24 protein-coding genes are annotated in these 25,753 nt (G+C 36.8%); 13 read left to right on the forward strand and 11 right to left on the reverse strand.

The window, feature by feature from the left end:
- Position 1 precedes the first annotated feature (1 nt).
- The 7 genes from M0D58_RS10130 to M0D58_RS10160 form a co-directional block, all read right to left on the reverse strand.
- The gene (locus M0D58_RS10130; RefSeq protein WP_248388927.1) at positions 2-1,138 is read right to left on the reverse strand and encodes a glycosyltransferase; all 1,137 of its coding nucleotides are present in this window, start codon (positions 1,136-1,138) and stop codon (positions 2-4) included.
- Positions 1,139-1,241: 103 nt separating this feature from the next.
- The gene (locus M0D58_RS10135) at positions 1,242-1,730 is read right to left on the reverse strand and encodes a hypothetical protein (protein ID WP_248388929.1); all 489 of its coding nucleotides are present in this window, start codon (positions 1,728-1,730) and stop codon (positions 1,242-1,244) included.
- Between the two features lie 25 nt (positions 1,731-1,755).
- Positions 1,756-2,895: a hypothetical protein gene (locus tag M0D58_RS10140; RefSeq protein WP_248388931.1), complete on the reverse strand. Its 1,140-nt coding sequence runs from the start codon at positions 2,893-2,895 to the stop codon at positions 1,756-1,758.
- 31 nt (positions 2,896-2,926) lie between these two features.
- Positions 2,927-3,712 carry a (Fe-S)-binding protein gene (locus M0D58_RS10145; protein WP_248388933.1) on the reverse strand — a complete coding sequence of 262 codons (786 nt, stop codon included), beginning with the start codon at positions 3,710-3,712 and terminating at the stop codon, positions 2,927-2,929.
- A gap of 86 nt (positions 3,713-3,798) precedes the next feature.
- A complete protein-coding gene (locus tag M0D58_RS10150; protein ID WP_248388935.1) occupies positions 3,799-5,136 on the reverse strand; it encodes a 4Fe-4S dicluster domain-containing protein in 1,338 nt (445 codons plus the stop codon).
- An 11-nt stretch (positions 5,137-5,147) separates the two neighbouring features.
- Entirely contained in the window at positions 5,148-6,098 is a 951-nt protein-coding gene (locus M0D58_RS10155) for an MlaD family protein (protein WP_248388937.1), read from the reverse strand.
- 122 nt (positions 6,099-6,220) lie between these two features.
- Entirely contained in the window at positions 6,221-8,368 is a 2,148-nt protein-coding gene (locus M0D58_RS10160) for a peptidylprolyl isomerase (RefSeq protein WP_248388939.1), read from the reverse strand.
- Between the two features lie 260 nt (positions 8,369-8,628).
- Between M0D58_RS10160 and lon the strand changes: the two genes are divergently transcribed.
- From lon to M0D58_RS10175, 3 genes are all read left to right on the forward strand, one after another.
- Positions 8,629-11,034, forward strand: a complete 2,406-nt coding sequence (gene lon, locus M0D58_RS10165; protein WP_248388942.1) for an endopeptidase La — start codon at positions 8,629-8,631, stop codon at positions 11,032-11,034.
- Positions 11,035-11,195: 161 nt separating this feature from the next.
- The gene (locus M0D58_RS10170) at positions 11,196-12,308 is read left to right on the forward strand and encodes an AI-2E family transporter (RefSeq protein ID WP_248388943.1); all 1,113 of its coding nucleotides are present in this window, start codon (positions 11,196-11,198) and stop codon (positions 12,306-12,308) included.
- Between the two features lie 87 nt (positions 12,309-12,395).
- On the forward strand, positions 12,396-12,773 hold the full coding sequence (locus tag M0D58_RS10175; protein ID WP_248388945.1) for a DoxX family protein: 378 nt from the start codon (positions 12,396-12,398) through the stop codon (positions 12,771-12,773).
- Between the two features lie 112 nt (positions 12,774-12,885).
- Here M0D58_RS10175 and M0D58_RS10180 read toward each other — a convergent pair whose 3' ends face one another.
- Entirely contained in the window at positions 12,886-14,244 is a 1,359-nt protein-coding gene (locus tag M0D58_RS10180; protein WP_248388947.1) for an acyl-CoA dehydrogenase family protein, read from the reverse strand.
- A 208-nt stretch (positions 14,245-14,452) separates the two neighbouring features.
- On the opposite strand from M0D58_RS10180, the gene M0D58_RS10185 reads away from it, so the two are divergent.
- Positions 14,453-15,361: a DUF4349 domain-containing protein gene (locus tag M0D58_RS10185; RefSeq protein ID WP_248388949.1), complete on the forward strand. Its 909-nt coding sequence runs from the start codon at positions 14,453-14,455 to the stop codon at positions 15,359-15,361.
- Positions 15,362-15,442: 81 nt separating this feature from the next.
- Here the strand turns inward: M0D58_RS10185 and M0D58_RS10190 are convergent, their stop codons facing one another.
- Positions 15,443-16,870: a glycoside hydrolase family 125 protein gene (locus M0D58_RS10190; protein ID WP_428037174.1), complete on the reverse strand. Its 1,428-nt coding sequence runs from the start codon at positions 16,868-16,870 to the stop codon at positions 15,443-15,445.
- Between the two features lie 178 nt (positions 16,871-17,048).
- On the opposite strand from M0D58_RS10190, the gene pgi reads away from it, so the two are divergent.
- From pgi to M0D58_RS10235, 9 genes are all read left to right on the forward strand, one after another.
- The gene (pgi, locus tag M0D58_RS10195) at positions 17,049-18,689 is read left to right on the forward strand and encodes a glucose-6-phosphate isomerase (RefSeq protein WP_248388954.1); all 1,641 of its coding nucleotides are present in this window, start codon (positions 17,049-17,051) and stop codon (positions 18,687-18,689) included.
- A gap of 42 nt (positions 18,690-18,731) precedes the next feature.
- Positions 18,732-18,950: a hypothetical protein gene (locus M0D58_RS10200; RefSeq protein WP_248388955.1), complete on the forward strand. Its 219-nt coding sequence runs from the start codon at positions 18,732-18,734 to the stop codon at positions 18,948-18,950.
- Positions 18,940-19,230 carry a type II toxin-antitoxin system RelE/ParE family toxin gene (locus M0D58_RS10205; RefSeq protein WP_248388956.1) on the forward strand — a complete coding sequence of 97 codons (291 nt, stop codon included), beginning with the start codon at positions 18,940-18,942 and terminating at the stop codon, positions 19,228-19,230. Before M0D58_RS10200 ends, M0D58_RS10205 begins: the two co-directional genes overlap by 11 nt.
- Positions 19,231-19,262: 32 nt before the next feature.
- The gene (locus M0D58_RS10210) at positions 19,263-20,147 is read left to right on the forward strand and encodes a bifunctional 5,10-methylenetetrahydrofolate dehydrogenase/5,10-methenyltetrahydrofolate cyclohydrolase (RefSeq protein WP_089856500.1); all 885 of its coding nucleotides are present in this window, start codon (positions 19,263-19,265) and stop codon (positions 20,145-20,147) included.
- 7 nt (positions 20,148-20,154) lie between these two features.
- Positions 20,155-20,784, forward strand: a complete 630-nt coding sequence (locus tag M0D58_RS10215; RefSeq protein ID WP_248388957.1) for a 7-carboxy-7-deazaguanine synthase QueE — start codon at positions 20,155-20,157, stop codon at positions 20,782-20,784.
- A 40-nt stretch (positions 20,785-20,824) separates the two neighbouring features.
- The gene (locus M0D58_RS10220; protein WP_248388958.1) at positions 20,825-22,195 is read left to right on the forward strand and encodes an exopolysaccharide biosynthesis polyprenyl glycosylphosphotransferase; all 1,371 of its coding nucleotides are present in this window, start codon (positions 20,825-20,827) and stop codon (positions 22,193-22,195) included.
- Between the two features lie 93 nt (positions 22,196-22,288).
- Positions 22,289-23,041: an MlaE family ABC transporter permease gene (locus M0D58_RS10225; protein WP_248388959.1), complete on the forward strand. Its 753-nt coding sequence runs from the start codon at positions 22,289-22,291 to the stop codon at positions 23,039-23,041.
- Positions 23,042-23,857 carry an ABC transporter ATP-binding protein gene (locus M0D58_RS10230; protein WP_248388960.1) on the forward strand — a complete coding sequence of 272 codons (816 nt, stop codon included), beginning with the start codon at positions 23,042-23,044 and terminating at the stop codon, positions 23,855-23,857. It begins immediately after the preceding gene.
- Positions 23,841-24,452 (forward strand): outer membrane beta-barrel protein, encoded by a 612-nt coding sequence (locus M0D58_RS10235; protein WP_248388961.1) that lies wholly within the window; start codon positions 23,841-23,843, stop codon positions 24,450-24,452. Before M0D58_RS10230 ends, M0D58_RS10235 begins: the two co-directional genes overlap by 17 nt.
- A gap of 36 nt (positions 24,453-24,488) precedes the next feature.
- On the opposite strand, the gene M0D58_RS10240 is transcribed toward M0D58_RS10235, so the two are convergent.
- Positions 24,489-24,803, reverse strand: coding sequence for a hypothetical protein (locus M0D58_RS10240; protein WP_072884382.1), 315 nt, complete (start codon positions 24,801-24,803; stop codon positions 24,489-24,491).
- Between the two features lie 93 nt (positions 24,804-24,896).
- Entirely contained in the window at positions 24,897-25,703 is an 807-nt protein-coding gene (locus M0D58_RS10245) for a M48 family metallopeptidase (protein ID WP_248388962.1), read from the reverse strand.
- Between the last annotated feature and the right edge of the window lie 50 nt (positions 25,704-25,753).

Consider the following 25,753-nt stretch of genomic DNA (forward strand, 5'->3'; position numbering starts at 1 on the left):
CTTATGCTAATGATTTTTTGATGAAGTTGACGAAATTATTTTTAATACCATTCCAGGCATACTTCGTTTCATACTCTTTTCGCGCATTCTGAGCATGGTCCGAATAAATTTCAGGGTTCTTGATATAATTCAGAATAATATCTGAAATTCCCTCAGAATTTTCAGGATCAACCAGAAACCCGAATTTTGACACATCAACATGCTGTCGTGTAGCTTTTAAATCCGTATAAATTACAGGTTTTCCGGAGGCTGCATAATAAAATATCTTAATAGGCAGACAATGATGATTTTCGTAATTCATGGTTCTCAGGTCAAAACAGATATCTGCATCAGCATAAGCTTCCGTAAAGGTTTCAAAAGATGCCGGCTTTTCTATTCTGAGATTTTCAAAATGGTATTTTTTTACCAGTCCGGAAAAATATTTTTCGTCTTTTTCTTTTCTGGAACCGCCAATTAAAAGGATTGAGATCTTAAGTTCAGGTGCTTTTTTTCTCAGACTACCTGCCGCGGCAAAAAAATTACCGATTCCTTTTTCCTCAGAAAACTGTCCTGTGTAGCAGAGTGTTATTTTGTCCGAATCCAGGCTTTTAATATGTTGCCTAATATAAATATCATCCGGATAATAGGGTAACACTATTGATTTTTTAAACGGAAAGAAATACGCCAGAGGAAACTTCTTTGTGTTTTCTCCGAAAATATAATGGGTGCTGATCCATCCCGCATATAACTGAATAAGAAAAAACTTTATTGCATGAATAAGGTTAAATGGAAAAGAAAATCTTTCTACCATCCTCATGGATGGATACCATTCCGTGACATCATAGATAATACTTATATTTTTATTCTTTCTGATGCTTTTTGCTGCTATTACGGCTAAAGGTTCCGAGCAGATGACAGCGTCCGGCTGATACGCGATGCACATTTTTTCCAGAATCCTCTTCTTTTCAGAAACACTTCTTTCCAGGACGGCATAGGATTCTATTTCAATCCCTGCAACCGTGCCCTGAAACTCTGATGAAAGACTGCAGATTTTTACGTCATATCCTTGTTCTTTCAATGCTCTGGCCTGATGATAGAATATCCTGTCATCATCATGTCTGTGAGCGGTTGTTAAAAAAAGGAGTTTAGATACTTTCATCCGGGATAATTAATAGGATCTTTTATATTTAAATTTCACAAATATAACTAAAGCAAAAAAAGTGGAAGTTTTCCACTTTTTGTTTATTCAATTAATCGGGATGTTATTTAATAGATGCGGCCCAGCTTCTTTCAAAGGGCAGAAGAAAATTTCCTAAAAATTCGAGATAGGTATTTTTTGAAAAGTCAAAAACCTGTATGTCTTTAGAAATCTCTCCGTTTCTTATTTTAGTTTTAAAATCAATAAGTTTCAACGTTTTTACTTCACCATTTTCGATGAAGCTTGCTTTCATTCTGTCGAAAAGACCCAGATGGTATTCATCATCAATTTCTTTCATTATTTTTCCCAATGCATCGATGCTGCATCCTGAAGCCATTTCTTTCTCTTCGTCTACACAAATAACAATAAACTGATTCTTTTCAATCTTAAACGATGATGAGAGCGGTTTTCCGTGCGCAGCCCAAGTGGACAGAAAATCAAAAAGCTTTTCTGTAATTATTTTTGCCTCTTTTGTCTCAAAAGGCCTGGATGCGGGATATATGATAACTCTGTAATCGTTGGTCTCTACAATATTTGATTCTTCAATCTTCATGTCTGATACATTTTAAAATTCAAAATTACGCAATTTTCCTGAGTTTGAACCCATTATACTTTTTACTCAATACATATAGAAAAAGGATGATTAACAAAATAATATATCCGAAGAAAAACCTTAATCCTGATGAATGGGGGAAAAACAGGAATTTAATATAAATATTAATTAGAAAAAAGACAGCAAGTGTTCTGATCCATAAATCTTTAGAAAGATAAAACGTTAATATGAGAAGTCCTACGGACGTTATAGTAACTTTCTTAAAGTAAATAATTTTGGTGAAAATTATGGCAAGATAATCGTTAATGCTGAAATCCGGCGGTGATCCGGAAATAAATTCACGCCTGTAGATGAAGGTATCATAAAAAAGATGTTTCCAACCGGGATAACCATAAAAATTTGTGATCGATACATATAAAGTAAAAAGAATGATGCTTTGTAATATAAAAGCTATTTCTATTTTTTTATTGTTTAAATATCCATAAATACCTGCTACTGCCAGATAACTTAATGTAAAGGGTATATAATCCGGTCTGATAAAAGTAATGGCAAAAAGAACTGAAAACATAGTCCACTTTTTCCATTGTTGGATTATACCCATCATAAAGATCAACAGAAACTGTAAAACGAACATATCCGGCGTGGCTACTCTGGCCATAAAAGTCATGGGAGGCAATAGCATGATTGAAATAGTCAGCACTCCTGTGAGAATATAGTTTTCAGGGAAAATAATTCTTATAATATAAAATAAAAGTAATCCGGAAATAAAATAGGAAATTATACTTAAGAAAAGGACCGCATCCGGCGAAGAAAGACCTAATTGATAGAGAAAAAGAATTCCCAGATTATACCCTACTTTTATCTGATAATAAGGCAACTGTTCCATGAAGGCACGTGTATTATTAGCAAAAGCCTGTCGGGCATTATCGGCAGGCTTTTGTATTCCTAAAATATCCCTGAACTGGTCTTCAGGAGCTTTTTTTTGTATTTCGCTGTAGGTAAGTTTACGAATTGTATCTGGTGCATCCGGAAACTTCAGGGTATAGAGACTTCCTATATAGCCAGGCATATCCCAATCATAAATCCTGTTTTTATAATTCCAAAAGCTCAGTACAGCAATAATGATGGTTATGAAAAAAAAGGAAATTCGCCATCCTGTTTTCATGGAATGCTATTCGTTAAAATTGCTCAGAATTTTATAAATCTTCAGCTTCAGCCAACAGTTCTACAATATCTTTTACGGCAACTTCGTGATTTTTATTAAAATGTTTCACGCCATCTGTCATCATGGTATTGCAGAAAGGGCATCCGGTTGCAATGACTTTAGGTTCAAAAGACAAAGCCTCTTCCGTACGTTCAATATTAATATCTTTATTTCCTTTTTCCGGCTCTTTAAACATTTGAGCACCTCCTGCACCACAACATAATCCGTTTGTTTTGCAACGTTTCATTTCTACGAGTTCAGCATCCAGCTTTTCCAGCAAAGCTCTGGGCGCTTCGTATTCATCATTTGCCCGTCCCAGATAACATGGGTCATGGAAAGTAATCTTTTTTCCTCTGAAAGCCCCGCCTTCAATTTTCAGCCTTCCTTCTTCCATCAGGTTTCTGAGAAACTGCGTGTGATGAATAACTTCATAGTTTCCACCCAGACTTGGATATTCGTTTTTAAGGGTATTGAAGCAATGCGGACAAGCCGTAACAATTTTCTTAACTTCATAAGCATTAAGAACTTCAATATTCGTTAAAGCCATCATCTGGAAGACGAATTCATTTCCGGCGCGTTTTGCCGGATCTCCGGTACAGCTTTCCTCCTGTCCTAAAACAGCGAATTCAACTCCGATTTTATTTAAAATTTTACAAAATGCTTTCGTTATTTTCTTGGCACGGTCGTCAAAACTCCCGGCGCAGCCTACCCAGAACAGAACTTCCGGTGATTTACCTTCGGCAGCATATTCTGCCATTGTTTTTATATTGAAATCCATCTCCTTCAATTTGAAAAATGTGAGAATCTGAAAATTTGAAAATGTAATAACTCAGTCTCAAATTCTCAAATTATATAATTGATTAATTAATCTTTTGCCCAATTCAGACGGTCCGCCTGGTTGTATTGCCAAGGAGCAGCATTGTTTTCTACATTTGCCATCATAAGATTCAATTCCTGAGGAGCAGCAGACTGTTCCATAACCAGAAATCTTCTCATATCAAAAATAATGGAAAGCGGATCAAGCAACACCGGACATGCTTCTGTACAAGCATTACAAGTAGTACATGCCCAAAGTTCTTCTTTGGTAATGTAATCGTTCAACAGCTTTTTACCATCATCCTCAAACTTCCCGTTTTTATCTATGTTTCTCCCTACCTCTTCAAGACGATCCCGGGTTTTCATTAAAATTAACCTTGGAGAAAGTTTTTTACCGGTAATATTTGCCGGACAAACAGCAGTACAACGGCCACATTCCGTACAGGAATACGCATTTAATAACTGTACCTGATTAAGGTCAAAAATATCTTCCGCCCCGAATTTCGAAGGAGCTTCTGCATCACCTCCGGCCGGAGCAGCATATGGGTCTGCATTCGGATCCATCATTAATTTGATTTCCTGAGTAACGGAATCCAGATTATTGAATTTTCCTTTCTTCTCCAGATTGGCATACCAAGTACTTGGAAAAGCTAAAATAATGTGTAAATGTTTTGAATAATAAAGATAATTCATAAAGAATAGGATGCCCACAAAGTGAAACCACCATGCAGCTCTTTCAATACCGAATAAGAATCCGTTATCAAAACTGAAAACTTCTAAAAAAGGCACAAAGGTAATCTGACTGATCGGGAATGATCCAAGACGAGCAAAATGATCGTACCCTCTTGCCTGAAGAATAGAGTCTGAAGCATTCATAGTAAAGAAAGCTACCATAAGAGCAAACTCAATGATAAGAATCCAGTTGGCATCTTCTTTAGGCCATCCGAAAAGTTCTTTCATGGTAAGCCTTTTTACTCCGTAAAAATTTCTTCTGATAAAGAATATTACAACACCGATTATAACCAATAATGCCAGTACTTCCAATGTTGCCGTAAAATAACTGTAGAAGGTATTTCCGAAAATTGTTGCCAGAAATCTATGCGTTCCGAAAATTCCGTCAACAACAATTTCTATAAGTTCAAAATTGATAATAATAAAACCGACATATACAAAAAGGTGCAGAATTCCTGCTACAGGGCGTTTTGTCATTTTGCTTTGCCCCATTGCCACCCTAACCATGGTTTCCCAGCGTTCACCCTTTCTGTCGCTTCGGTTAATTTCACGTCCTAATCTGATATTTCTATAAATCTTTTGCAAGCTTTTTGCGAAGAGGCCAAAACCCACAATTAATAAAATCAGAAAAATAATATGAGCGATATATTGCATGGATTTATTTATTAGTCTTTACTATTTTTCCCGAATACTGAAAAATTAACATACCTCTTAGGATTTGCCTTCACATCTTCAATTAATGAATTCAGGTTGGTGGATGCAGAATTTAGATTATTGTACAATTCCTCATCTTTCATCAGTTTTCCTAAACTTCCCTGTCCGTTATTTATTCCGGCCACTACTTCATTAAGCTTTCCTACGGTAGCATCAAGATTAGCAATCGTAGCATTCAGTTTTTGTGTATCAATACTTTCTGCAAGATTACCGTATTTATCCAATGTTACTTTACCGCTTTGCATGGTAAGGCTTGCGTCATCCAAAACTTTCTGGAGCTTAGGATCGTTATGGCCTACAAGGCTGTTCACACTTCCTGCTGTGGTTTGCAGAGCAGCTACTGTTTTATTAAGATTAGCCAGCAACAATCTGATTTCTTCTCTATTTTGGGCATTTACCACCTGGTTTGCACTAGACATTAAAGAATCTACTCTATACAAAACGGTCTGCAGCTGATCTTTAACAGGGCCTACCTGAGAAGAAAGACTCCCTAAAGTTCCGAGCTTAAATGCTCCTTTTAAAGTATCTCCGTCTTTAGCCGTAGGACCTCCGTACATCAGATTGATTCTCATTTCTTTTCCGGACATTAAGCCTGGCTCGAAAATCTCAAGTGTTGAGTTTTTTGAAAATTCAAAATTATTGTCAACCGTAATTTTCACCAGGAAATCAATTTTCCCGTCTTTGGAAGTATTGGGAATGATCTTATCCACCTGCCCTACTTTTAATCCGTTAATGGAAACCGGTGCAGACTGGGCGAGCCCTTCCACGTTATCATATTTTGCGTAAAATATATTATCGGTAGTAAAAAGGCTTCTGCCTTTCATAAATTGGAAAAGTATCACAAAGCCTACAATGGCTATCAATGCGATTATCCCAGCTTTTAATTCTTTACTGAACTTCACTTGCTAAATTTTTCTATGAGCAAATATAATACATTTAAATGAATGTTTTTCTTTATTGCTCCGCGTTAAACACAAAAGAAGCGGCAAAAACTTTGCCGCTTTTTATCTTTATGAAAATAATTTTATTGCTGTTGAGTGCCTAATTTATTCCAGATTTCAATTCTGTAGTCTTTGATATCAGCATTGTCCTGTAAGCTTTTCAGCCAAGCCTGCCCGAACATTCCTGAATTTCTCTGGGTAACAGATTCTGTGAATTGTTTAAGATCTCCAGGTTGTTTATTTACTGTCTCATTCTTTTTTACCAAAACGTAAACACCTGTTCCGCCTTCAACCGGATTAGAAATTTTTCCTTTTGCTACTCCGAACGCTGCTCCTGCAACTTTAGGTTCCATAGAACCAGCTACTGAAGGATTTAAAAGATTAACCTGTGCAGACTGTTTTGTGGTTCCGAATTGCTTAGCAATCTGATCCAGGCTTCCAGCTTTTCCGATTTTCTCAGAAATCTGCTTTGCAGCAAGTTTATTTTTCACTACTACTTCAATCTGGTCTCTCACAGATTCAGGATCTGCAGAACCTTTTTCCTGCTTCCCGTTCAGGTATACTACGATTTTGTCTCCTGTTCCGTCCACGGTAAACAGCTCGGTATCACCTTTTTCTCTCTTTTTATCAAATGCCCATGCAAGGATTTCAGGATCTTTTTCTGTTCCTAAACCTTGAAGCTGACCATCAAATCTTTTTGCCTGCTTAGGATTTGAGAACTGATAGTTTGCTTTCTTAGCAATATTTACAAAATCGTTAAACGATTTTCCCTGAACCTGCTGAACGAATCTGCTGGCTTTTTTGTTTACCTCTGCTTCGGTAGCATCAGAAGGTTTTACTGCTTTTACAAGATTGGCAACTTTATAGCTCATTGCACCCGGCTTTTTATCTTCGATATTGATGATATGATATCCGAACTGAGTTTCTACCACTCCTGTTGCTCCTTTAGGATTGTTAGCAAGGTAGGTAAGGAATTCCGGTACGAAAGGCGTTTCCGGAGTTGTCCATCCAAGGCTTCCTCCCTGAGCTGCTGAATTCGGGTCGTTTGATAATTTCAGGAATTCTGTAAATTTCCCTGGATTAGCTTTCACAATTGCACCAATAGAATCCGCCAGTTTTTTAGCCTGTTCTTTGGATCTTGTAACACCCTCTCCCGCCGGGCTTCCTTTAAAAGCAATAAGAATATGTCTTGACAAAGTTGAGTCAGATGTCTTTTTGTCTAAAAGTTTAGACACTACATAGAAATTTTGTTCTTTATAAGGACCGAAAGTCTGTCCGATAGCAGCAGATGGAATCTGCGCCTGAATAGTCTGCGGCAACTGATTTGGTTTCAGATACTGAGGATTGTAAGGCATATCGGAATTGGCCATCACAAACATAGAATCATTCTTTGTATTCTGGAAATTTTCCGTACCGCCGCTTGCATCCGTTCCTGCAGAGAATAATTTGTTGATTTCTTTCTGCGTGGCAGCATCATCCGCTGCACTTGGCTGGGAAGGAAAATAAACCACTCCGATGTTTCTGCTTTCTTCAGCTTTGAACATTACAGGATGCTGCTTGATATAATTGGCAAGATCTTCAGTGGTAACTTTAATATTATTTTTCTGAAGGTAAGTTGCATAATCAATCTTTACGAAATCGATATCAGCCAGCTGATCTCTCTGCTTCATTAAAGCTTCTGCTTCTTTTTTCCCGGTTGTGATTCCCTGGGAAATATTAGCAAAAACCTGTCTCGCCATCAATCTGTATTCAATAGATTTTCTGCTTTTCATCCACTGGTTGTATCCTTCCGGCGAACCAGCTTTCATATCTTCAATCTGTTTTTTAAGCTCCTGGGTTTTGAAGTTTCCTTTTTCGTCGAAAAACTGCTTCTGCTGAGCAAACATCTGATCATACTGAAGTTGATTCCAGAAATAATCTTCCGTCATTTCGAAGCCCATCTTCTCGAATTGTTGTTTGATGAGTTTAGACTGTACCAGCAACTGCCAAGCCTGCTCTTCAAGACCGGTCTTCGGCTGCCCCTGCTGATCTGCCTGCTGCTGCAGTACGAAAAGCTGGTCGTTAAACTCTTCACGGGTAATTTTCTCACCATTTACTTTTCCTAAAACATCAGGATTTTTACCGAAAACCTTTTCGATACTGTCTGGGTTTACAAGGAACGCCAAAAGCGCCAGTGCAATTACTCCCATCAAAAGCCAAGGTCTACTCCTAATTTGTCCTAAAATTGCCATTATATAAATTATAGTTTTTTATCAGGTTGCGAAAATACACATTTTTAAGAAATTACGGAAATCCTAGTTCTTTATTTTAATTTTTAAAATTTAATTTTTCTAAAAAAGGAAATTTTGACCGTATTTTTTAGCAAAAAACAAATGGCACAGGTCTTGTGTCATAAAAGGACATATTATATACAATATGATTTTTAGCACATATTGTAAAGTTTTACTTTAATGAATTAAAACGGCAATGACAATTTGTCATTCGATTTACTATGACAGAGTTTGAAGATATAAGTTTAGAAGAAATGATAAGTGACGGATTTGATATTGTAGCTGAAGAGATCAACCTTTCCGATCTTGCAGAAACAGAGAAAAATTCCGAACAAAAAATATTTCCGGTTCTTCCCGTAAGGAATATGGTGATGTTCCCGAATGTGGTTATCCCCATAACAGCCGGAAGAAAAACATCCATACAGCTTCTGGAGGAAGCACAAAAAAACGGCGATTTTATAGGAATTGTAAGCCAGAAAAATTCTGACTTAGAACAGCCATCTGAAAAAGATATTTTCCAGGTAGGTACACTTGCCAAAATCATTAAGATTATAAAGCTTCCTGAAGGCAATATTACGGCTATTACAAAAGGATTTCATCGGTTTAAGATTAAAAAAATCGTTGAAAAGCAACCTTATTTTAAGGCAGAGATATCAAAGCTAAAAGACGGAAAGCCAAAAAACAAGGAAGAATACGAAGCATTGCTGGAAAATGTGAAAGATCTTGCGTTAAAGATTATCGAACTTGATCCTAATATCCCTAATGCGGCCAATTTTGCCATCAAAAACATCAATAATAATGATGACCTGCTTAATTTCATCTGCACCAACGCCAACTTCCCTTCTACCGAAAAGCAAAAACTTCTTGAGGAGAAAAACCTTATGGAAAGGGCTAATAAGTGCTATGAAATGATGCATGAAGATTTCAGAAAACTGGAGCTGAGAAATCAGATTCATCAGAAAACTTCCAAAGATCTCGATAAACAGCAGCGTGAATATTTCCTGAATCAACAGATCAGAACCATCCAGGAGGAACTTGGTGGCGGCCCGGAAAGTGATGTTGAAGAACTAATCGCTAAAGCTAAAAAGAAAACCTGGAGCCAGGAAGTTGAAGAGCATTTTCAAAAAGAGATTAACCGCCTGCAGCGTCAGAATCCTAATTCTCCGGATTATAATGTTCAGAGAAATTACCTGGATTTCTTTACCGATCTTCCATGGGAAACGTACACCAAAGATACTTTTGACATTGAGAGAGCGCAGAAAATTTTAGATAAAGCACATTTCGGACTGGAAGACATCAAAAAAAGGATCCTGGAACATATGGCTGTTTTAAAACTTAAAAACAACATGAAATCTCCTATTCTTCTTTTGGTGGGACCTCCGGGTGTGGGAAAAACATCTCTCGGAAAATCCGTTGCCGATGCCTTGGGAAGAAAATATGTACGGGTTTCTCTGGGCGGGCTGCATGATGAAAGTGAAATCCGTGGACACAGAAAAACATACATCGGAGCGATGGCAGGAAGAATTCTTCAGTCTATTAAAAAATCAGAAACTTCAAATCCTGTAATTGTTCTGGATGAGATTGATAAAGTAGGAAAAGGAATGCACGGTGATCCGAGTTCCGCACTCCTGGAAGTACTTGATCCTGAGCAAAATAAATCATTCTACGACAATTTTCTTGAAATGGGCTATGATTTGTCCAAAGTAATGTTTATTGCCACAGCAAATTCCCTATCAACGATTCAGACACCTTTGCTTGACAGAATGGAAATTATTCAGATTACAGGATACACTTTGGAAGAAAAAATCGAAATCGCCAAACGACATTTAATCAAGAAACAACAGGAAGAAAACGGCCTCGATTCCAAATCATTTAAACTTGGAAACAGTGAGCTTAAGCATATTATTGAAGCACATACTTCAGAGAGCGGGGTAAGAAGCCTTGAAAAAAGACTTGCAGCCATCGCAAGATGGGCAGCACTGCAAACAGCTTTGGTAAAAGAATATGACCCAAAAATCTCCATTGAAAAAATTGATGAAATCTTAGGTGTTCCGAGACCTAAAAGCCTGTCTGAACTTACCGACGTACCAGGCGTTGTTACCGGGCTTGCATGGACAAGCGTAGGCGGCGATATCCTTTTTATTGAAAGCATCACCAGCAACGGAAAAGGCTCGCTTACCATGACCGGAAATCTGGGAACGGTAATGAAAGAATCTGCAACCATCGCCCTGGAATATATTAAAGCTAAACATGATGACCTGGGAATTTCTCAGGACGACATTGAAAAGAAGAATATCCATGTTCACGTTCCGGAAGGAGCAACTCCTAAGGACGGTCCATCTGCAGGGATTGCCATGCTTACTTCGATGGTTTCTTCATTTAAAAATAAAAAAGTAAAGCCTCATCTTGCCATGACCGGTGAGATTACGCTGAGAGGAAAAGTACTTCCGGTAGGCGGAATTAAAGAAAAGCTGCTTGCTGCAACAAGAGCGGGAATCAAAGAAGTTATTCTTTGTGAGGCCAACAGAAAAGATGTAGAAGAAATAAAAAAGGATTATTTAAAAAATCTGAAAGTTCATTATGTAAGCTGGATGAATGAAGTGCTGGAACTCGCCGTTGAAAAATAGATTACATTAATATTCTCGATATAAACACATCTCACAAGGATGTGTTTTTTTTAATTTAAAAAACAGGCATGGAATTTTCTTATCCTACAGTCATCAAATAAATTATTTTTAAGACGCTTCAATTCGAAGTGTTTTATTATTTTTATGCAACAGAAAAAATTATGAATTTACTTCGGCTTCCTTTTCTCGTAAAGCTTGCGCTGGTTATTGTTTCCATAATAGGATTTGGATATCTTTTAGCTTTGGGCGAAAGCATTCTTGCACCGTTTTTTTTAGCATTTCTTATGGCCATGATATTTTTGCCATTTGCTAATTTTCTGGAACAGAAATTAAAATTTCCAAGATCATTTTCTACCATATTTTCTGTAATGATTTTGCTGATTGTGATTACAAGTCTTATCTTTTTCTTTGGCTCCCAGATTTCGAGTTTCAGTAAAGACATTCCCCAGCTTACAGAGCAGGCAACACATGTTTTTCATGATCTCCAAAGATGGGTTTCCAGAACATTTAATGTGAAAATTGATGAGCAGTTTGCCTATCTGGACGAAGGCTTAAAGAAACTGTTATCTTCTACAGGCATTATTTTAGGGTTTACCCTGGGAATTTTTTCTACAGGATTAGGATTTTTAGCTTTCTTTATTTTATTTTTCATATTCATTTTAAATTACAGAAGAATTTTAAATAATTTTATTGTTAATGTTTTCACCGAAAAGCATAAAAGCAGTGTTCAGGAAGTCGTTTCGGAAGTTAGAATAATGACAAAAAGATATATTATCGGGCTTTGTCTTCAGGTGATTATTGTTTCGATTCTTACAACAACTGTCCTTACCATACTGGGAGTAAAATATGCTATTCTGCTTGGAGTTCTTACCGGTTTGCTTAATATAATTCCTTATATAGGCATTTTCATTTCGCTCCTTATTTCCTGTTTTATCGCTTTTGCAACCAATACTCCGTCCACATGCATTTACGTTGCTATAGGATATATTATTGTTCATGCCATAGACGGAAACATTATCCTTCCTTTTGTAGTAGGATCAAAAGTAAAAATCAACGCCTTATTTTCTTTTATAGGCATTCTGGTTGGTGAACATCTGTGGGGAATTGCAGGCATGTTTTTATGTATTCCGGCCATTGCCATCATTAAAATTATCTTTGAAAGAGTTGAAGGACTTCAGCCGTGGGGAAAATTACTCGGTGAAGAAGAAAAACCGGATAAGAAAAAGAAAAAATATAAAATCTCTAAAAATATAACCCTAAAAGAGATGGATTAATTACAAAATAAAATATTTATTATAAATTTTACAACACATCAGTTAATGGATTATAATTTTATTTAACTTTAAATAAAAAATATTTCTATGAAAGCTGTAAAATTTATCCTGTCTCTTCTTTTCGGATTAATGTTTATTAATGCCGGATTAAACAAATTTTTCAATTACATGCCAATGGAAAAACCGACTCCTGAGCAAATGAAAGTTTTTAGTGCTTTTGGGGAAATTGCTTGGCTGATGCCATTGGTAGGTGCCGTTGAAGTCATCGGCGGACTGCTGTTCATCTTTCCAAAAACGAGAGCTTTAGGAGCTATTGTCATTTTACCCGTTATGGTAGGAATTGTCGCGCATGTATTTACCTTAGACAAATCACCAATGGGAATGGCGATTGCCGGAGTTATGTTTCTTATCAACCTCTGGATGATTATAGACAACAGAGAAAAATACAAACATCTGGTGAGCTGATCAAAAAATGAATGACCAATTAAATTATGAATGGTCAATAATGAATTTTGCCCCACAGTAAATTTAAAAAATTGACAATCAAAGCAAATTCACAATTGACCATTCACTTATATCATACAAATGCACTAAAGCCGGTAATTGATCTTCCCACAATCAAAGAATTGATTTCTTTGGTTCCTTCGTAAGAATAAATAGCTTCCGCATCTGCTACGAATCTAGCTACGTCATATTCAAGGAGGATTCCGTTTCCGCCCATGACTTCTCTTGCTCTTGATACGATATCCCTCGTTCTCATGGTACAGAAAACTTTTGCGAGAGAAGCGTGTTCATCTTTCAAAATTCCTTCATCCTGCATTTCGGAAAGTCTGAAAACCATTGTCTGCATTGCCGTAAGATTGGAAAGCATTTCCACTAGATGTCCCTGAATCATCTGGAAAGAAGCAATCGGTTTACCGAACTGTTCTCTTTTCCTAGTATAATCCAAAGCACTTTCATACGCTCCTCTGGCGCAACCGGTTGCCATCCAGGCCACTCCTGCCCTCGTCATCCGTAATACTTTCGCGGTATCTTTAAAAGAATTTGCATTTTGCAATCTGTTTTCTTCAGTAATCATACAATCTTTTAGGGTAATCAATCCGTTTTGAACGATTCTCAAAGCCATTTTCCCCTTTATTTTCTCTACCGAATATCCGGGATTATCTTTTTCAACAATAAATCCTTTTACTTCGCCATCATCAAGATCTCTGGCCCAGATAATAATAACATCGGCAAAAGTTGCATTCCCGATCCACTTTTTCTGTCCGTTCAGAACCCAGCCTTCAGGCGTTTTCTTACAGGTTACCGTTAAGCCACCTGCTGCTCCGGAACCGACTTCAGGCTCCGTTAAGCCAAAAGCTCCTATTTTTTCGAATTTCTGCATTTGCGGAAGCCACTTTTGCTTTTGCTCTTCAGAACCGCAGATATAAATCGAACCCATAGAAAGACCGGACTGCACTCCGAAAAAAGTAGCAATAGAAGCATCTACTCTTGCCATTTCCATAGCCAGAACGCCTTCCATCAGGAAAGGCAATCCGGGACACCCATACCCTTCATAGGTAACGCCGCAAATATTCAGTTTCTGAAATTTCGGTATTAATTCATGTGGAAATTCGTCTCTCAGCCAGTAATGATTAACCAAAGGCCTTACTTCTTTTTCCATAAACGCTCTTACTTTAAGCTGAATTTCTCTTTGCTCCGGGCTCAACGTATGATAAATGTCGTAAAAGTCGCCATCGATGGGTGGAAGTTCTTTTTTCTTTTTATTGGGATCGAGCATTTTCATCATTCCGGAAAGCTGCTTATCGTCTAGCTTGGAGAAATTCTCCATCAACTTGGGAAGATTTACCTTTTGAGAAATTGTACTCAGCTGGTCAAAGTCTATGGATCTGAATAATTCTATTGCATTTCTGATTTTGGAAAAAGTATTTGACATAAATAATTCTTTGTGTGTTTGACTTGTAAAAGATAAGCAAAAATTAATCCGAAAATGAGGTACCTAAAACCCGTTTATTTTACAAATAACTGATTTTTAAAAACTTAATAAATAATTTCCTTTTACAAATTGTTTACCGCTGATTTCCAAATGTTACAAAAGATTCAGCCCGAACTTTGGAATAAGCAAAACATTAAAAATCAATATTATGAAAACAACGTACCTCAGATTATCATTGGCAGCCGCATTGTTATTAGGAATATACTCCTGTAAAAAAGGAGAAGTTGCATCAACAGATATGGAAGCGTATGCTACCGCTGACTCTTCGGCAGCAATGGTTTCGGATAGTGTTTCTTCCGTTGCCACAATGAGAGTAAAAGACAAGCAGTTTATTAAAACCGCTGATGTGAACATGGAAGTAAAAGACGTTTATGAGACAACGATCTCTATTGAAAAATCTGTACAGGAACTTGGAGGATTTGTAACAAAAAGCAACCTGCAGAGTAATGTTGTTTCGGAAAATACATATAACACATCGAATGAAAATGCCGTACTGGTAAAAAAGTACCAGACAGAAAACAGGATGCAGCTGCGAGTTCCCACTGAAAAACTCGGTGAACTGCTCACTATGATCAACGATAAAAAACTATTCCTTAATTCAAGGCTCATTAACGCGGAAGATATAACATCAAGCATAAAATACGCCCAGCTTGAAAGCAAAAGAATTGAAAAAAACAGCAAAAACATCTCTGCATTAAAAGCCAATAAAGATAAAGTAGAGCTGGATAACGAAAATATGGCTGAAGACAATCAACAACAATTAGCCAACATGGATGTGACTGACAACTTGAAATACAGCATGGTGGATGTTTACATTAAAGAACCAAAAATCAGAGTTGCTGAGATTGCCATTACCAATACAGACAGTATTGATGATAAATATAACTTCGATTTTCTATACAGTGCTAAATCAGCTTTTGTGGAAGGATATTATTTAATTCAGAAAATTGTTGTAGGATTAATTACAGTATGGCCAATTGTATTAATCGGAATTGCAGTCGTTTATTTTGCAAGAAAAAGGAAGTCTGCAAAAAAGCGGTCGGACGCCGAAGCATAAGCTATTCTAACCTTCGGATTATCTATATATATTTTAAATTTTACAATAAACCTTTGGTAAATCCGGAGGTTTTTATTTTCATTAAAACTTTCTTTTAAGAATTTCCGGTTTTGTTTTATAGAGATGAAGAATCAGTTCACCAAATAAAGTATTGGCCCAGGCAAACCACGCCCTTGTAAAATCCTCAGGATGATCAACATCAAAAGACTCATGGATAAATCCTGTTCCCGCGTGTGTGGCCTTCAGCATTTTCAAACATGAAATAATTTCTTCATCGTTATCGGTGGTTAAAGCCTGCATGATCAAGCCTAAAGGCCAGATCTTATGTTCTCCGATGTGCGGCCCGCCGATTCCTTTGGCAAATTTCCCCTCACTAAACCATGGATTGGTCTTGCTCAAAGAAAACTTCCTGGTATTCTGATAAATTTTATCGTCTTTCGAAGCATATCCTAAATAAGGGATGGACAGTAAATTCGGGACATTGGCATCATCCATAAACAGAGCATTTCCAAAACCGTCGATTTCCAATGCATAAATCTTTCCCGCCTCAGGATGATTTAAAATAGCATATTTTTGAATCGCATCATCTACTTCTTTAGCCAAATCTTTAAACTGACCTGAAGAATTCTCATCTTTTAAAATTTTAGAAAAGATTTCTGCCGTCTCTCTTAAAGAAACTACCGCAAACATATTGGAAGAAATCAAAAACGGGTAAAAAGTAGCATCATCCGAAGGTCTGAACATCGAATGAATAAGTCCAACTTTCATGGTTGGATTTCCGTACCCTCCTGCAAACTGCGTATCCAAAGGATTCCCATTGGATCGCTGGAATTTATAAGGTCCTTTTGAATCTTTTCTTTGCTGCTGTTTAAAAGTCTGCAAAATCAAAAGCATTGCTTTTTTCCAATCCGCATCAAATACTGAAGAATCACCAGTTGCTTTCCAGTAGTTATAAGACAATCTCATCACATAACACAAAGAATCGATTTCCCACTTCCTTTCATGAATTCCTGGCTTCATTAGTGTGGAATCATCTTTCCATTCGCTTATTTTGGCTGCATCATCAAAAAAAGCATTGGCATAAGGATCAAGAAGAACACATTCTACCTGCTTATTAATAATACCTTTTAAGAGATTCTTCAGCTTTTCATCTTCATTGGCAAGACCTAAATACGGATAAACCTGTGCAGAAGAATCCCTGAGCCACATGGCGTCAATATCTCCCGTAATTACATAAGTGTAAGGTTTATTATTTTTATAATAAAATTTTACTGTTGTGTCTAATGTATTAGGAAAACAATTTTCAAACATCCACGCCAGTTCTTTGTCAGCAATTGATTTTTTAACTGTCTTAATGGTTTTTTCAATCGCTTCAGACGTAAATTTTCGTTGGGAAATTTCGGGCCGTCTGGAAATATATTCTTCGTTAAAAATAAATTTTACAGGCAAGGGCAAAGCAAAAAAGCCAATTCCTAATGATGATTTTCTGATAAAATTACGTCTGTTGATCATTAGTAAAAAATTTGATCTAAAAATACTGATTTTGACAATAAGAACTTGCCGGCTGATTTTTAATCATCCATTGACATCATTGAACTAAATTCCGTAAATTTGCAAATCAATATTTTACATGAGGATTTGGTATTCACGATCCTGAATCCTAATCACAAAACCTAATTTCTAATATATGCTATCAAAAATAAATCCTACTCAAACCAATAGCTGGAAAGCATTAGACGAACAGTTTGCCAATAATGATTTTGATCTGAGAAGTCTTTTTCAAAGCAATCCGAACCGTTTTAATGAATTTTCAATCAAAAGACCGAATTTTTTGTTCGATTATTCAAAAAACCTCATCGATTCCGAAACGAAAAAGCTTCTTTTAAGCCTTGCAGAAGAATGTGAACTGAAAGATGCCATTTCCAAAATGTTTTCGGGAGACAAAATCAATGAGACAGAAGGAAGAGCAGTTCTGCATACAGCTTTGAGGGATTTTTCCGATAAAGAGATTTTAGTAGACGGAGAAAACATCAAACCTCAGATTAAAAAGGTTTTGGATCATATGAAATCTTTTTCCGAAAGTATTATTTCAGGAGCTCATAAAGGTTTCAGCGGAAAAGAAATTACAGATGTGGTGAACATCGGAATCGGCGGTTCGGATTTAGGGCCTGTGATGGTGGTTTCGGCTTTAAAACATTTTAAAACAAGGTTAAACGTTCATTTTGTTTCTAATGTGGACGGAAATCATATTGCAGAAGTCGTGAAAGACCTCAATCCTGAAACAACGCTGTTCATCATTGCTTCTAAAACATTTACTACCCAGGAAACAATGACGAATGCTCATTCTGCAAGAGACTGGTTCTTAAAAGCAGGAAAACAAGAAGATGTAGCGAAACACTTTGTGGCTTTATCTACTAACGTCCAAGCGGTTAAAGACTTTGGAATTGCGGAAGAGAATATCTTCGAATTCTGGGATTGGGTGGGCGGAAGATACTCACTATGGAGCGCCATCGGATTAAGTATCGTCTTGGCTGTAGGTTATGAAAACTTCGAACAATTACTCAGAGGAGCTTACGATACAGACCAGCATTTCCAGACAGCAGATTTTGCTGAAAACATTCCAGTTTTAATGGGATTGATCGGAATCTGGTACCGTAATTTTTATGCAGCGACAACGGTTGCGATTCTTCCTTACTCACAATATTTAGACAGATTTCCGGCATATTTCCAGCAGGGAGATATGGAAAGCAACGGAAAATGTGTTGACAGAAACGGAGAGTTCGTAGAATATGAAACAGGACCCATCATTTGGGGAGAACCGGGAACAAACGGACAACATGCTTTCTATCAATTAATTCACCAGGGAACAGAACTGATTCCTGCTGATTTCATTGCTTACGCTAAAAGTCCAAACAAAGTTTCCGATCATCAGGATAAATTATTAGCCAATTTCTTCGCTCAGACTGAAGCTCTTGCCTTCGGAAAAACAGAAGAAGAGGTAGAAGCGGAATTAAAGGCCTCAGGAAAATCTGATGAAGAAATTGATTTCTTATTAAATTATAAAGTTTTCCAGGGAAATACACCTACCAACTCTATACTTTTCAATGAATTAACTCCTTTTTCATTAGGGCAGCTAATCGCATTGTACGAGCATAAAATTTTCGTTCAGGGCGTAATCTGGAACATTTTCAGTTTCGACCAGTTCGGGGTGGAATTAGGGAAAGTTTTAGCGAATAAAATTCTTCCGGAACTTGAAAGTAATGACACCGTTAGCGCTCATGATTCTTCAACCAATGGATTAATTAATTATTATAAAGCAAACAAATAAATTGTTGCTGATTTTCATTAATTTTGATTAAAAATAAAACAAATGAGTACCATTACCATACATCTTAAAAATAAGGAAGAAGAAACTTTAATGGAAAATCTTTTGAAAAAAATGAAAATCAGTTTTGAAAAAAACGAGGATGATTTTGAATTGACGGATGAAATGAAAAGAGTTATTGATGAACGGAAGGCTAAGAATCATAAAGAATTTACGCCAGCTAGAGATTTTCTTAAAAAAATGAAAAAAAATCATGGCATTTGAAATCTTCCAATATCCTGAAGCAAATCAGGACATTTTAGACGCCGTAGATTATTATAAAACGATTTCTAATTCAACAGTATCGAATTTTGAAAAGCAATTATCAAAAGCATATGATCAGCTGGAAAGAAATCCCTTTTTTCAAATTCGTTATGATGACGTAAGAGTACTTCCTATAAAAAAGTTTCCTTACATTATTTTATTTCACATAGATGAAATTCAAAAACACGTCTATGTAATTTCCGTTTTCTGCACCCATCAGAATCCGGAAAAATATCCTTAAAAAATCTAATTATAAAAGTAATAAAAGTAAAAATGGCAGAAATTCTTGACGGACTAAAAATATCCAAAGAAATAAAACAGGAAATAAAGGCTGAAGTTGAAAAAATTGTTGCCGGGAAAAGACGTGCACCACATTTGGTGGCTATTCTTGTAGGAAACAATGGAGCGAGCAAAGCTTATGTCAATTCAAAAGTAAAAGACTGTGAAGAAGTTGGCTTTCAATCAAGCCTTATAAAATTTCCAAGCACTGTTTCAGAATCTGAGTTACTGGAAAAAATTGATGAATTAAATAAATCCAAAGCGGTTGACGGATTTATCGTTCAGTTGCCTTTGCCGGATCAGATCGACCAGGAAAAAATCATTAATGCTATTGATCCAAGAAAAGATGTTGACGGTTTTCACCCTGAAAATTTCGGAAGAATGGCATTGGAAATGGATACTTTCCTGCCTGCTACGCCATTTGGTATTTTAACATTACTGGAAAGATACAATATTGAAACAAAAGGTAAAGACTGTGTTATCATCGGAAGAAGTAAAATCGTAGGAAGACCGATGAGTATCCTTATGGGAAGAAAAGATTTCCCGGGAAATTCTACGGTTACCTTAACACACTCTTATACAAAAGACATCGAAGAATATACTAAAAAAGCAGACATTGTTATTACTGCATTAGGTGATCCTCATTTCCTGAAAGGAGATATGATTAAAGAAGGTGCCGTAATTGTTGACGTAGGAATTACAAGAGTAGACGACGACTCTCCGAAAGGATATTATCTGGCTGGTGACGTAGACTTTGACAGCTGTGCAGCAAAAGCAAGCTGGATTACACCGGTTCCGGGAGGAGTTGGGCCTATGACAAGAGCGATGTTGATGAAAAATACAATCATTGCTTACAAAACTTCGGTCTACAACGATTAATTTTAAAATGGACTTAGTAGAAGATATATTATTAAAAGAAGGTAAAATGCTCCCTGTGATGGAGCATTTTTACACTCTTCAGGGAGAAGGAGCACATACCGGAAAAGCAGCCTATTTTATCCGGCTGGGTGGCTGCGACGTAGGGTGCCATTGGTGCGATGTAAAGGAAAGCTGGGATCCGAACCTGCATCCGCTGATGAATGCAAAAGAAATTGCAGAAACAGCAGCAAAGCACTGTAAGACAATTGTTTTAACAGGTGGAGAGCCATTGATGTGGAACCTTGATATTTTAACATCAAGACTAAAAGAACTGGGCTGCTCTATTCATATTGAAACTTCAGGAGCTTATCCGTTGAGCGGGCAGATCGACTGGATCACATTATCTCCCAAAAAAACCGGCCTCCCAAAAGAGGAAATTTATCAAAAAGCACATGAGCTGAAAGTTATTGTATTTAATAATAATGACTTTAAATTCGCCCAGGAGCAGGCAGCAAAGGTTTCAGAGAGCTGTACACTATACCTCCAGAGCGAATGGAGCAAACGTGACGAAATGTACCCTAAAATTACAGATTTCATTCTCGAACATCCGGAGTGGAGAGCTTCCGTGCAGACCCATAAGTATCTGAATATTCCATAAAAATATGTAAATTAGCTTTCTTATCCGTTAAACCCGATAGATGCAGAGAATACGCTATTCCAGATATCTTAAATCCATCATTATCCTGCTTGACCTTGTGGTTATTGCATCAATTTTCATATTCTTTTTTTTAACAAGGAATCAGACTCTGAAATACAATGAGGAAACCTGGTATCAGAATGCCTTTTCTTTAGCATTGCTTTTTTTATTCTGGATTCTTTTAAGCGGAAGAACAGGAATTTACAATATTCCCAGAAACCTTACCTATACTTTGTTTCTGGAAAGAATCTTCATTCATTTTTTGTTATTTATTCTTGGGGTATTGCTGATTGGAAAAGTAAGCTACAATGTATTTTTTAATTCAGATATTTACTGGCTTTCCTTCTATCTCTTCTTTTTTATTTTTTTTGTAAGATCGATGATATTTTTCGGAATCAAATATGTCCGAAGCCTTGGGATCAACCACCGGAACGTGATGTTTATACATGAGAATAGCTCTACGGAAGTTTTAAAAAATATATTAAGGGACAGAAGGGATTACGGCTATAAAATTTTTGAATATCCAAATGAGGAAATCAAAACCGATCAGCTGATTGAATTCTGGAAGGAAAACGGAATCCACACGCTGTTCATTCCTCTGGAAAATTCTTATACGCACAATACGGAAAAAGAAATTTTCAAACTGGCAGAAGCGAATAAAGTACACATCTCATTGATTCCCAATATTACACAAAGTGATTTTTTCCTTTACAATATGGGATATATACAGACACAGCCCGTTCTTAATCAGGTAAAATATCCGCTGGAATATTATTCTAATTATTTGATGAAAAGAATTTTCGATATCATCTTTTCTTTGGTCATTTTGATTGGAGTATGTTCGTGGCTTTTTCCTATTGTTGCTGTTTTAATCAAATTAACATCAAAAGGACCTGTATTTTTTATTCAGGAGAGATATGGATTTCATGAAGAGGTTTTTAAATGCATCAAATTCCGTACAATGATCGTTAATGACGAATCGTCAACAAAAACAACTGAAGAAAATGATAAAAGGATCACTCCTTTCGGAAAGTTTCTGAGAAAAACCAGTCTTGACGAAATGCCTCAGTTTCTGAATGTCTTGAAAGGTGACATGTCCATCGTAGGACCAAGGCCTCATATGCTTGCGGTAGACAATTATTACAAACCAAAAATAGGACGCTACAGCCTGAGAAGCATGGTAACTCCCGGAATTACAGGTCTTGCTCAGGTAAACGGACTTCGCGGAGATGCCGGAGATGTGGAAGTGGAAATGAATAAAAGAGTTCTGGCGGATGCATTTTATGTAAGAAACTGGAGTTTCATGCTTGATCTGGTCATCATCTTAAAAACCATTTTGCTGGTGATTGGCGGAGATAAAAATGCAAAATAAAGATTTTGGTCTACATTATGATATATTGAATATTGATAGAGCCTGGTCTGCCCATTCTATAATTAATAAATAAAAAAAGTCTAATTTAGCAGAATGTTAAAAAAGTTTTTTACAGCAGTCGGAGAATACATTATCCTTCTCGGTAAATCTATACAGAAGCCACAGAAAATGAATGTTTTCTGGAAGCTGCTCATGAGAGAAATAAATGACTTAGGCGTTAATTCATTTGGTCTTGTCATCTTCACTTCTATATTTGTAGGAGCAGTTGTGGCCATTCAGATGTTTAATAATTTTGATGCTTCATCGTTCCCTATTCCGCCATCATTTGTAGGATATGCTACAAAAGCCGTTTTGGTTCTGGAATTTTCTCCTACCATTATAAGTCTTATCCTTGCCGGTAAAGTAGGTTCTTACATTGCCTCCAGTATCGGAACCATGAGGGTTTCCGAGCAGATTGACGCTTTGGATATTATGGGAGTAAATTCTCCTAATTTTCTTATTTTTCCTAAAATTGTAGCGTGTGTAATCTTTAATCCTCTACTTATTGCCATAAGTATTGTTTTTGGTATTGGCGGAGGTTATATAGCCGGGATTTTAACCGGAAACTGGACTACCAATGATTATATTGTAGGAATACAGATGTATATGCCGAATCTGTTTATTTATTATGCATTCACAAAAACAATTGTTTTTGCTTTTATCATAGCAACAGTACCTTCATATTTTGGATATAATGTAAAAGGAGGATCTTTGGAAGTAGGGAGAGCAAGTACACAGGCAGTAGTTTGGACAATGGTTTTCATTATCCTTTCGGAATTACTATTAACCCAATTAATATTAAGCTAAATGATTGAGGTAAAAGATCTTAAAAAAAGTTTTGATCAGGTTGAGGTACTTAAAGGGATTTCAACTACATTCGATAAAGGAAAGGTCAATCTGATCATTGGGCAGAGTGGATCCGGAAAAACGGTATTCCTTAAAAGTCTGCTTAATGTTTATCAGCCAACTTCCGGAGAAATTCTATTTGACGGTAAGGATATCAATGTGATGTCAAGAGAAGAAAAGCAGCATCTTCGCTCCGAGATCGGAACGGTTTTCCAGGGAAGTGCCTTGTTCGATTCTTTAACAGTAGAAGAAAATATTATGTTCCCGCTGGATATGTTTACCAATTTAACATTCAGGGAAAAGAAAAGACGGGTTTTCGAGGTTATCGGAAGAGTACATCTTGATAAAGCTAATAAAAAATTTCCTTCCGAAATTTCCGGGGGTATGCAGAAACGGGTAGCGATTGCAAGAGCAATTGTGAATAATCCCAAATATCTTTTCTGTGATGAACCGAATTCCGGTCTGGATCCTTACACCTCCAATGTAATCGATGATCTGCTGCTGGAAATTACCCAGGAATACAATACCACTACTATCATCAATACCCACGATATGAATTCTGTAATGACAATTGGCGAGAAAATTGTATACCTGAGATTAGGAATCAAGGAATGGGAAGGAAATAAAGACATCCTGATTACGGCGGGTAATAAAAATCTTATTGACTTTGTATATTCTTCGGAATTATTTAAAGAACTGAGAGAGTATCTGCTTGAGAACAATAAAACGATTGATAATACAATTACAAAAATAGAAGACAATGAAAAAGATTCTTAGTATAGCTTTAATAGGGTTTTCCCTATTTGCTTCTGCACAGATTTCTTTGGCAGGAAAGGCAAATTTAATTTTTCCTACAGGATCTCCGTCATGGCAGAATATCAAAGGAACGGTAAACCAGGCCATTGAAGGCGAAGGTAAAAACAATGCAGGTTTTAACGTGGGTCTTTCATTAAAAGTAGGATTGCCAACCTCATTTTTCCTGATGCCGGAATTGTACTACACCAATTTTAAAAATGAATTTACTGCCGCCAATACAACTTTTGATATCAAGAGCAGCAGGCTGGATCTTCCTGTGCTTTTAGGATACAATATTTTAGGAAATACTCTTGGCGTTTTTGTAGGTCCTGTGGCGAGCTACAATTTGGCTAAAGAAGACACTTTTAATGATTTTAAAGAAAATGCCAGGGATAATTTTACCGTAGGATACCAATTCGGTGCTCAGCTTGAAATCTCTAAATTGATTCTTAATGCCAGATACGAAGGTGCTTTCAGTAAAGATTCCAGAAATTTTATCAACCGAGTTTCAGGTGAAGAGATAAGATATGACAACAGACCTAACCTTTTTATGGTAGGTGTAGGTTATAAGTTTTAAATTAACATCAATTTAGCATACCAAATCCTCAGTTCATCAGAGCTGAGGATTTTGATTTCTTAGGTCCAGCTCTGCTTCACGCCTTGCAATATCAGCAGCTCTTTTTTCAAGATCTTCTTTTTCCTGCTGCAGTTTTTTAAACTCTCTTCTTTTCTCCTCAGCTTTTATTGCACTTCCTTTGCTTACGTAGCCTACCATTCCGCCTATTATTAATCCGATTCCGATGCCTCCCAGAATTCCCATTATATGAGGCATCCCAAGATCATTTAATGTAAAATTGTTTGCTGTAAGATAAAAAAGAAGTATGGATAAAGCCAAAAGAATAAGTCCTGTAATTGTTAGATTTTTCATAGTGTTGTGCCTAAATGGTTTGAATTAAAAGGCCTTACCAAATTAATAAAAATTCAATAAGGCCTTACTCAAGATTAAAATTTCTTTTTGTATTTACATTTTTCCTCCTGCAGCTCTGTAATATTCCAGTGCTTTAGGTAAATTTTTATTAATATCTGAGATTCTGGTTTCAGGATTAGGGTGAGTAGATAAAAATTCCGGCTGTCTTGCTCCCTTTGAAGCCGCCTCCATTCTTTCCCAGAAAGGAATTGCCTCTCTTGGATCGTATCCTGCCATTCCCATGATGTAAAGTCCCATCTGATCTGCTTCAGACTCCTGATTTCTTCCGTATTTCAATAAAGCGACCTGTGATCCGATAGGATAAACCGCTTCAAAAACATTGGCCCACTGTGCATTGGAAATACTTCCTCCTAAGATTGCTCCACCGTATTGAGCAACCATTGCCTGAGAAATCCTTTCATTTCCATGTCCGGCCAAGGCGTGTGACACTTCATGCCCCATTACCACAGCCAATCCGTTTTCATTTTTGGTAACGGGCAAAATTCCTGTGTAAACCGCTACTTTTCCGCCAGGCATACACCATGCATTAAGCTCATTACTCTGAATAAGATTAAATTCCCAATTATAATTGGCAAGATCCCCCGAACGGCCGATGGACTGATAATATCTTTCTGCAGCAGATTTAATTCTCGATCCTACATTGACTACCTTTTTGGCATCTGCTGTTCCTGTTATAACTTTGGATTTTCCTAATGTTGATCTGTACTCCTGAGCAGACATGGTCAGGATTTCTGAATTATTTGCCAGCTGTAAAGAAGACCTTCCCGTGATTGGATTGGTCGTACAAGCAGCAACAATAAGAGCCGAAGCCCCTATTCCTAATAAATTTGTAAATTTCATAGTTCGAGTGTTATTAGTTCAACCTTTACAATTTTTATTCCAAAATAAAA

Origin of the sequence: Chryseobacterium nepalense, assembly GCF_023195755.1 — a bacterium.
Taxonomy (GTDB): Bacteria; Bacteroidota; Bacteroidia; order Flavobacteriales; family Weeksellaceae; genus Chryseobacterium; species Chryseobacterium nepalense.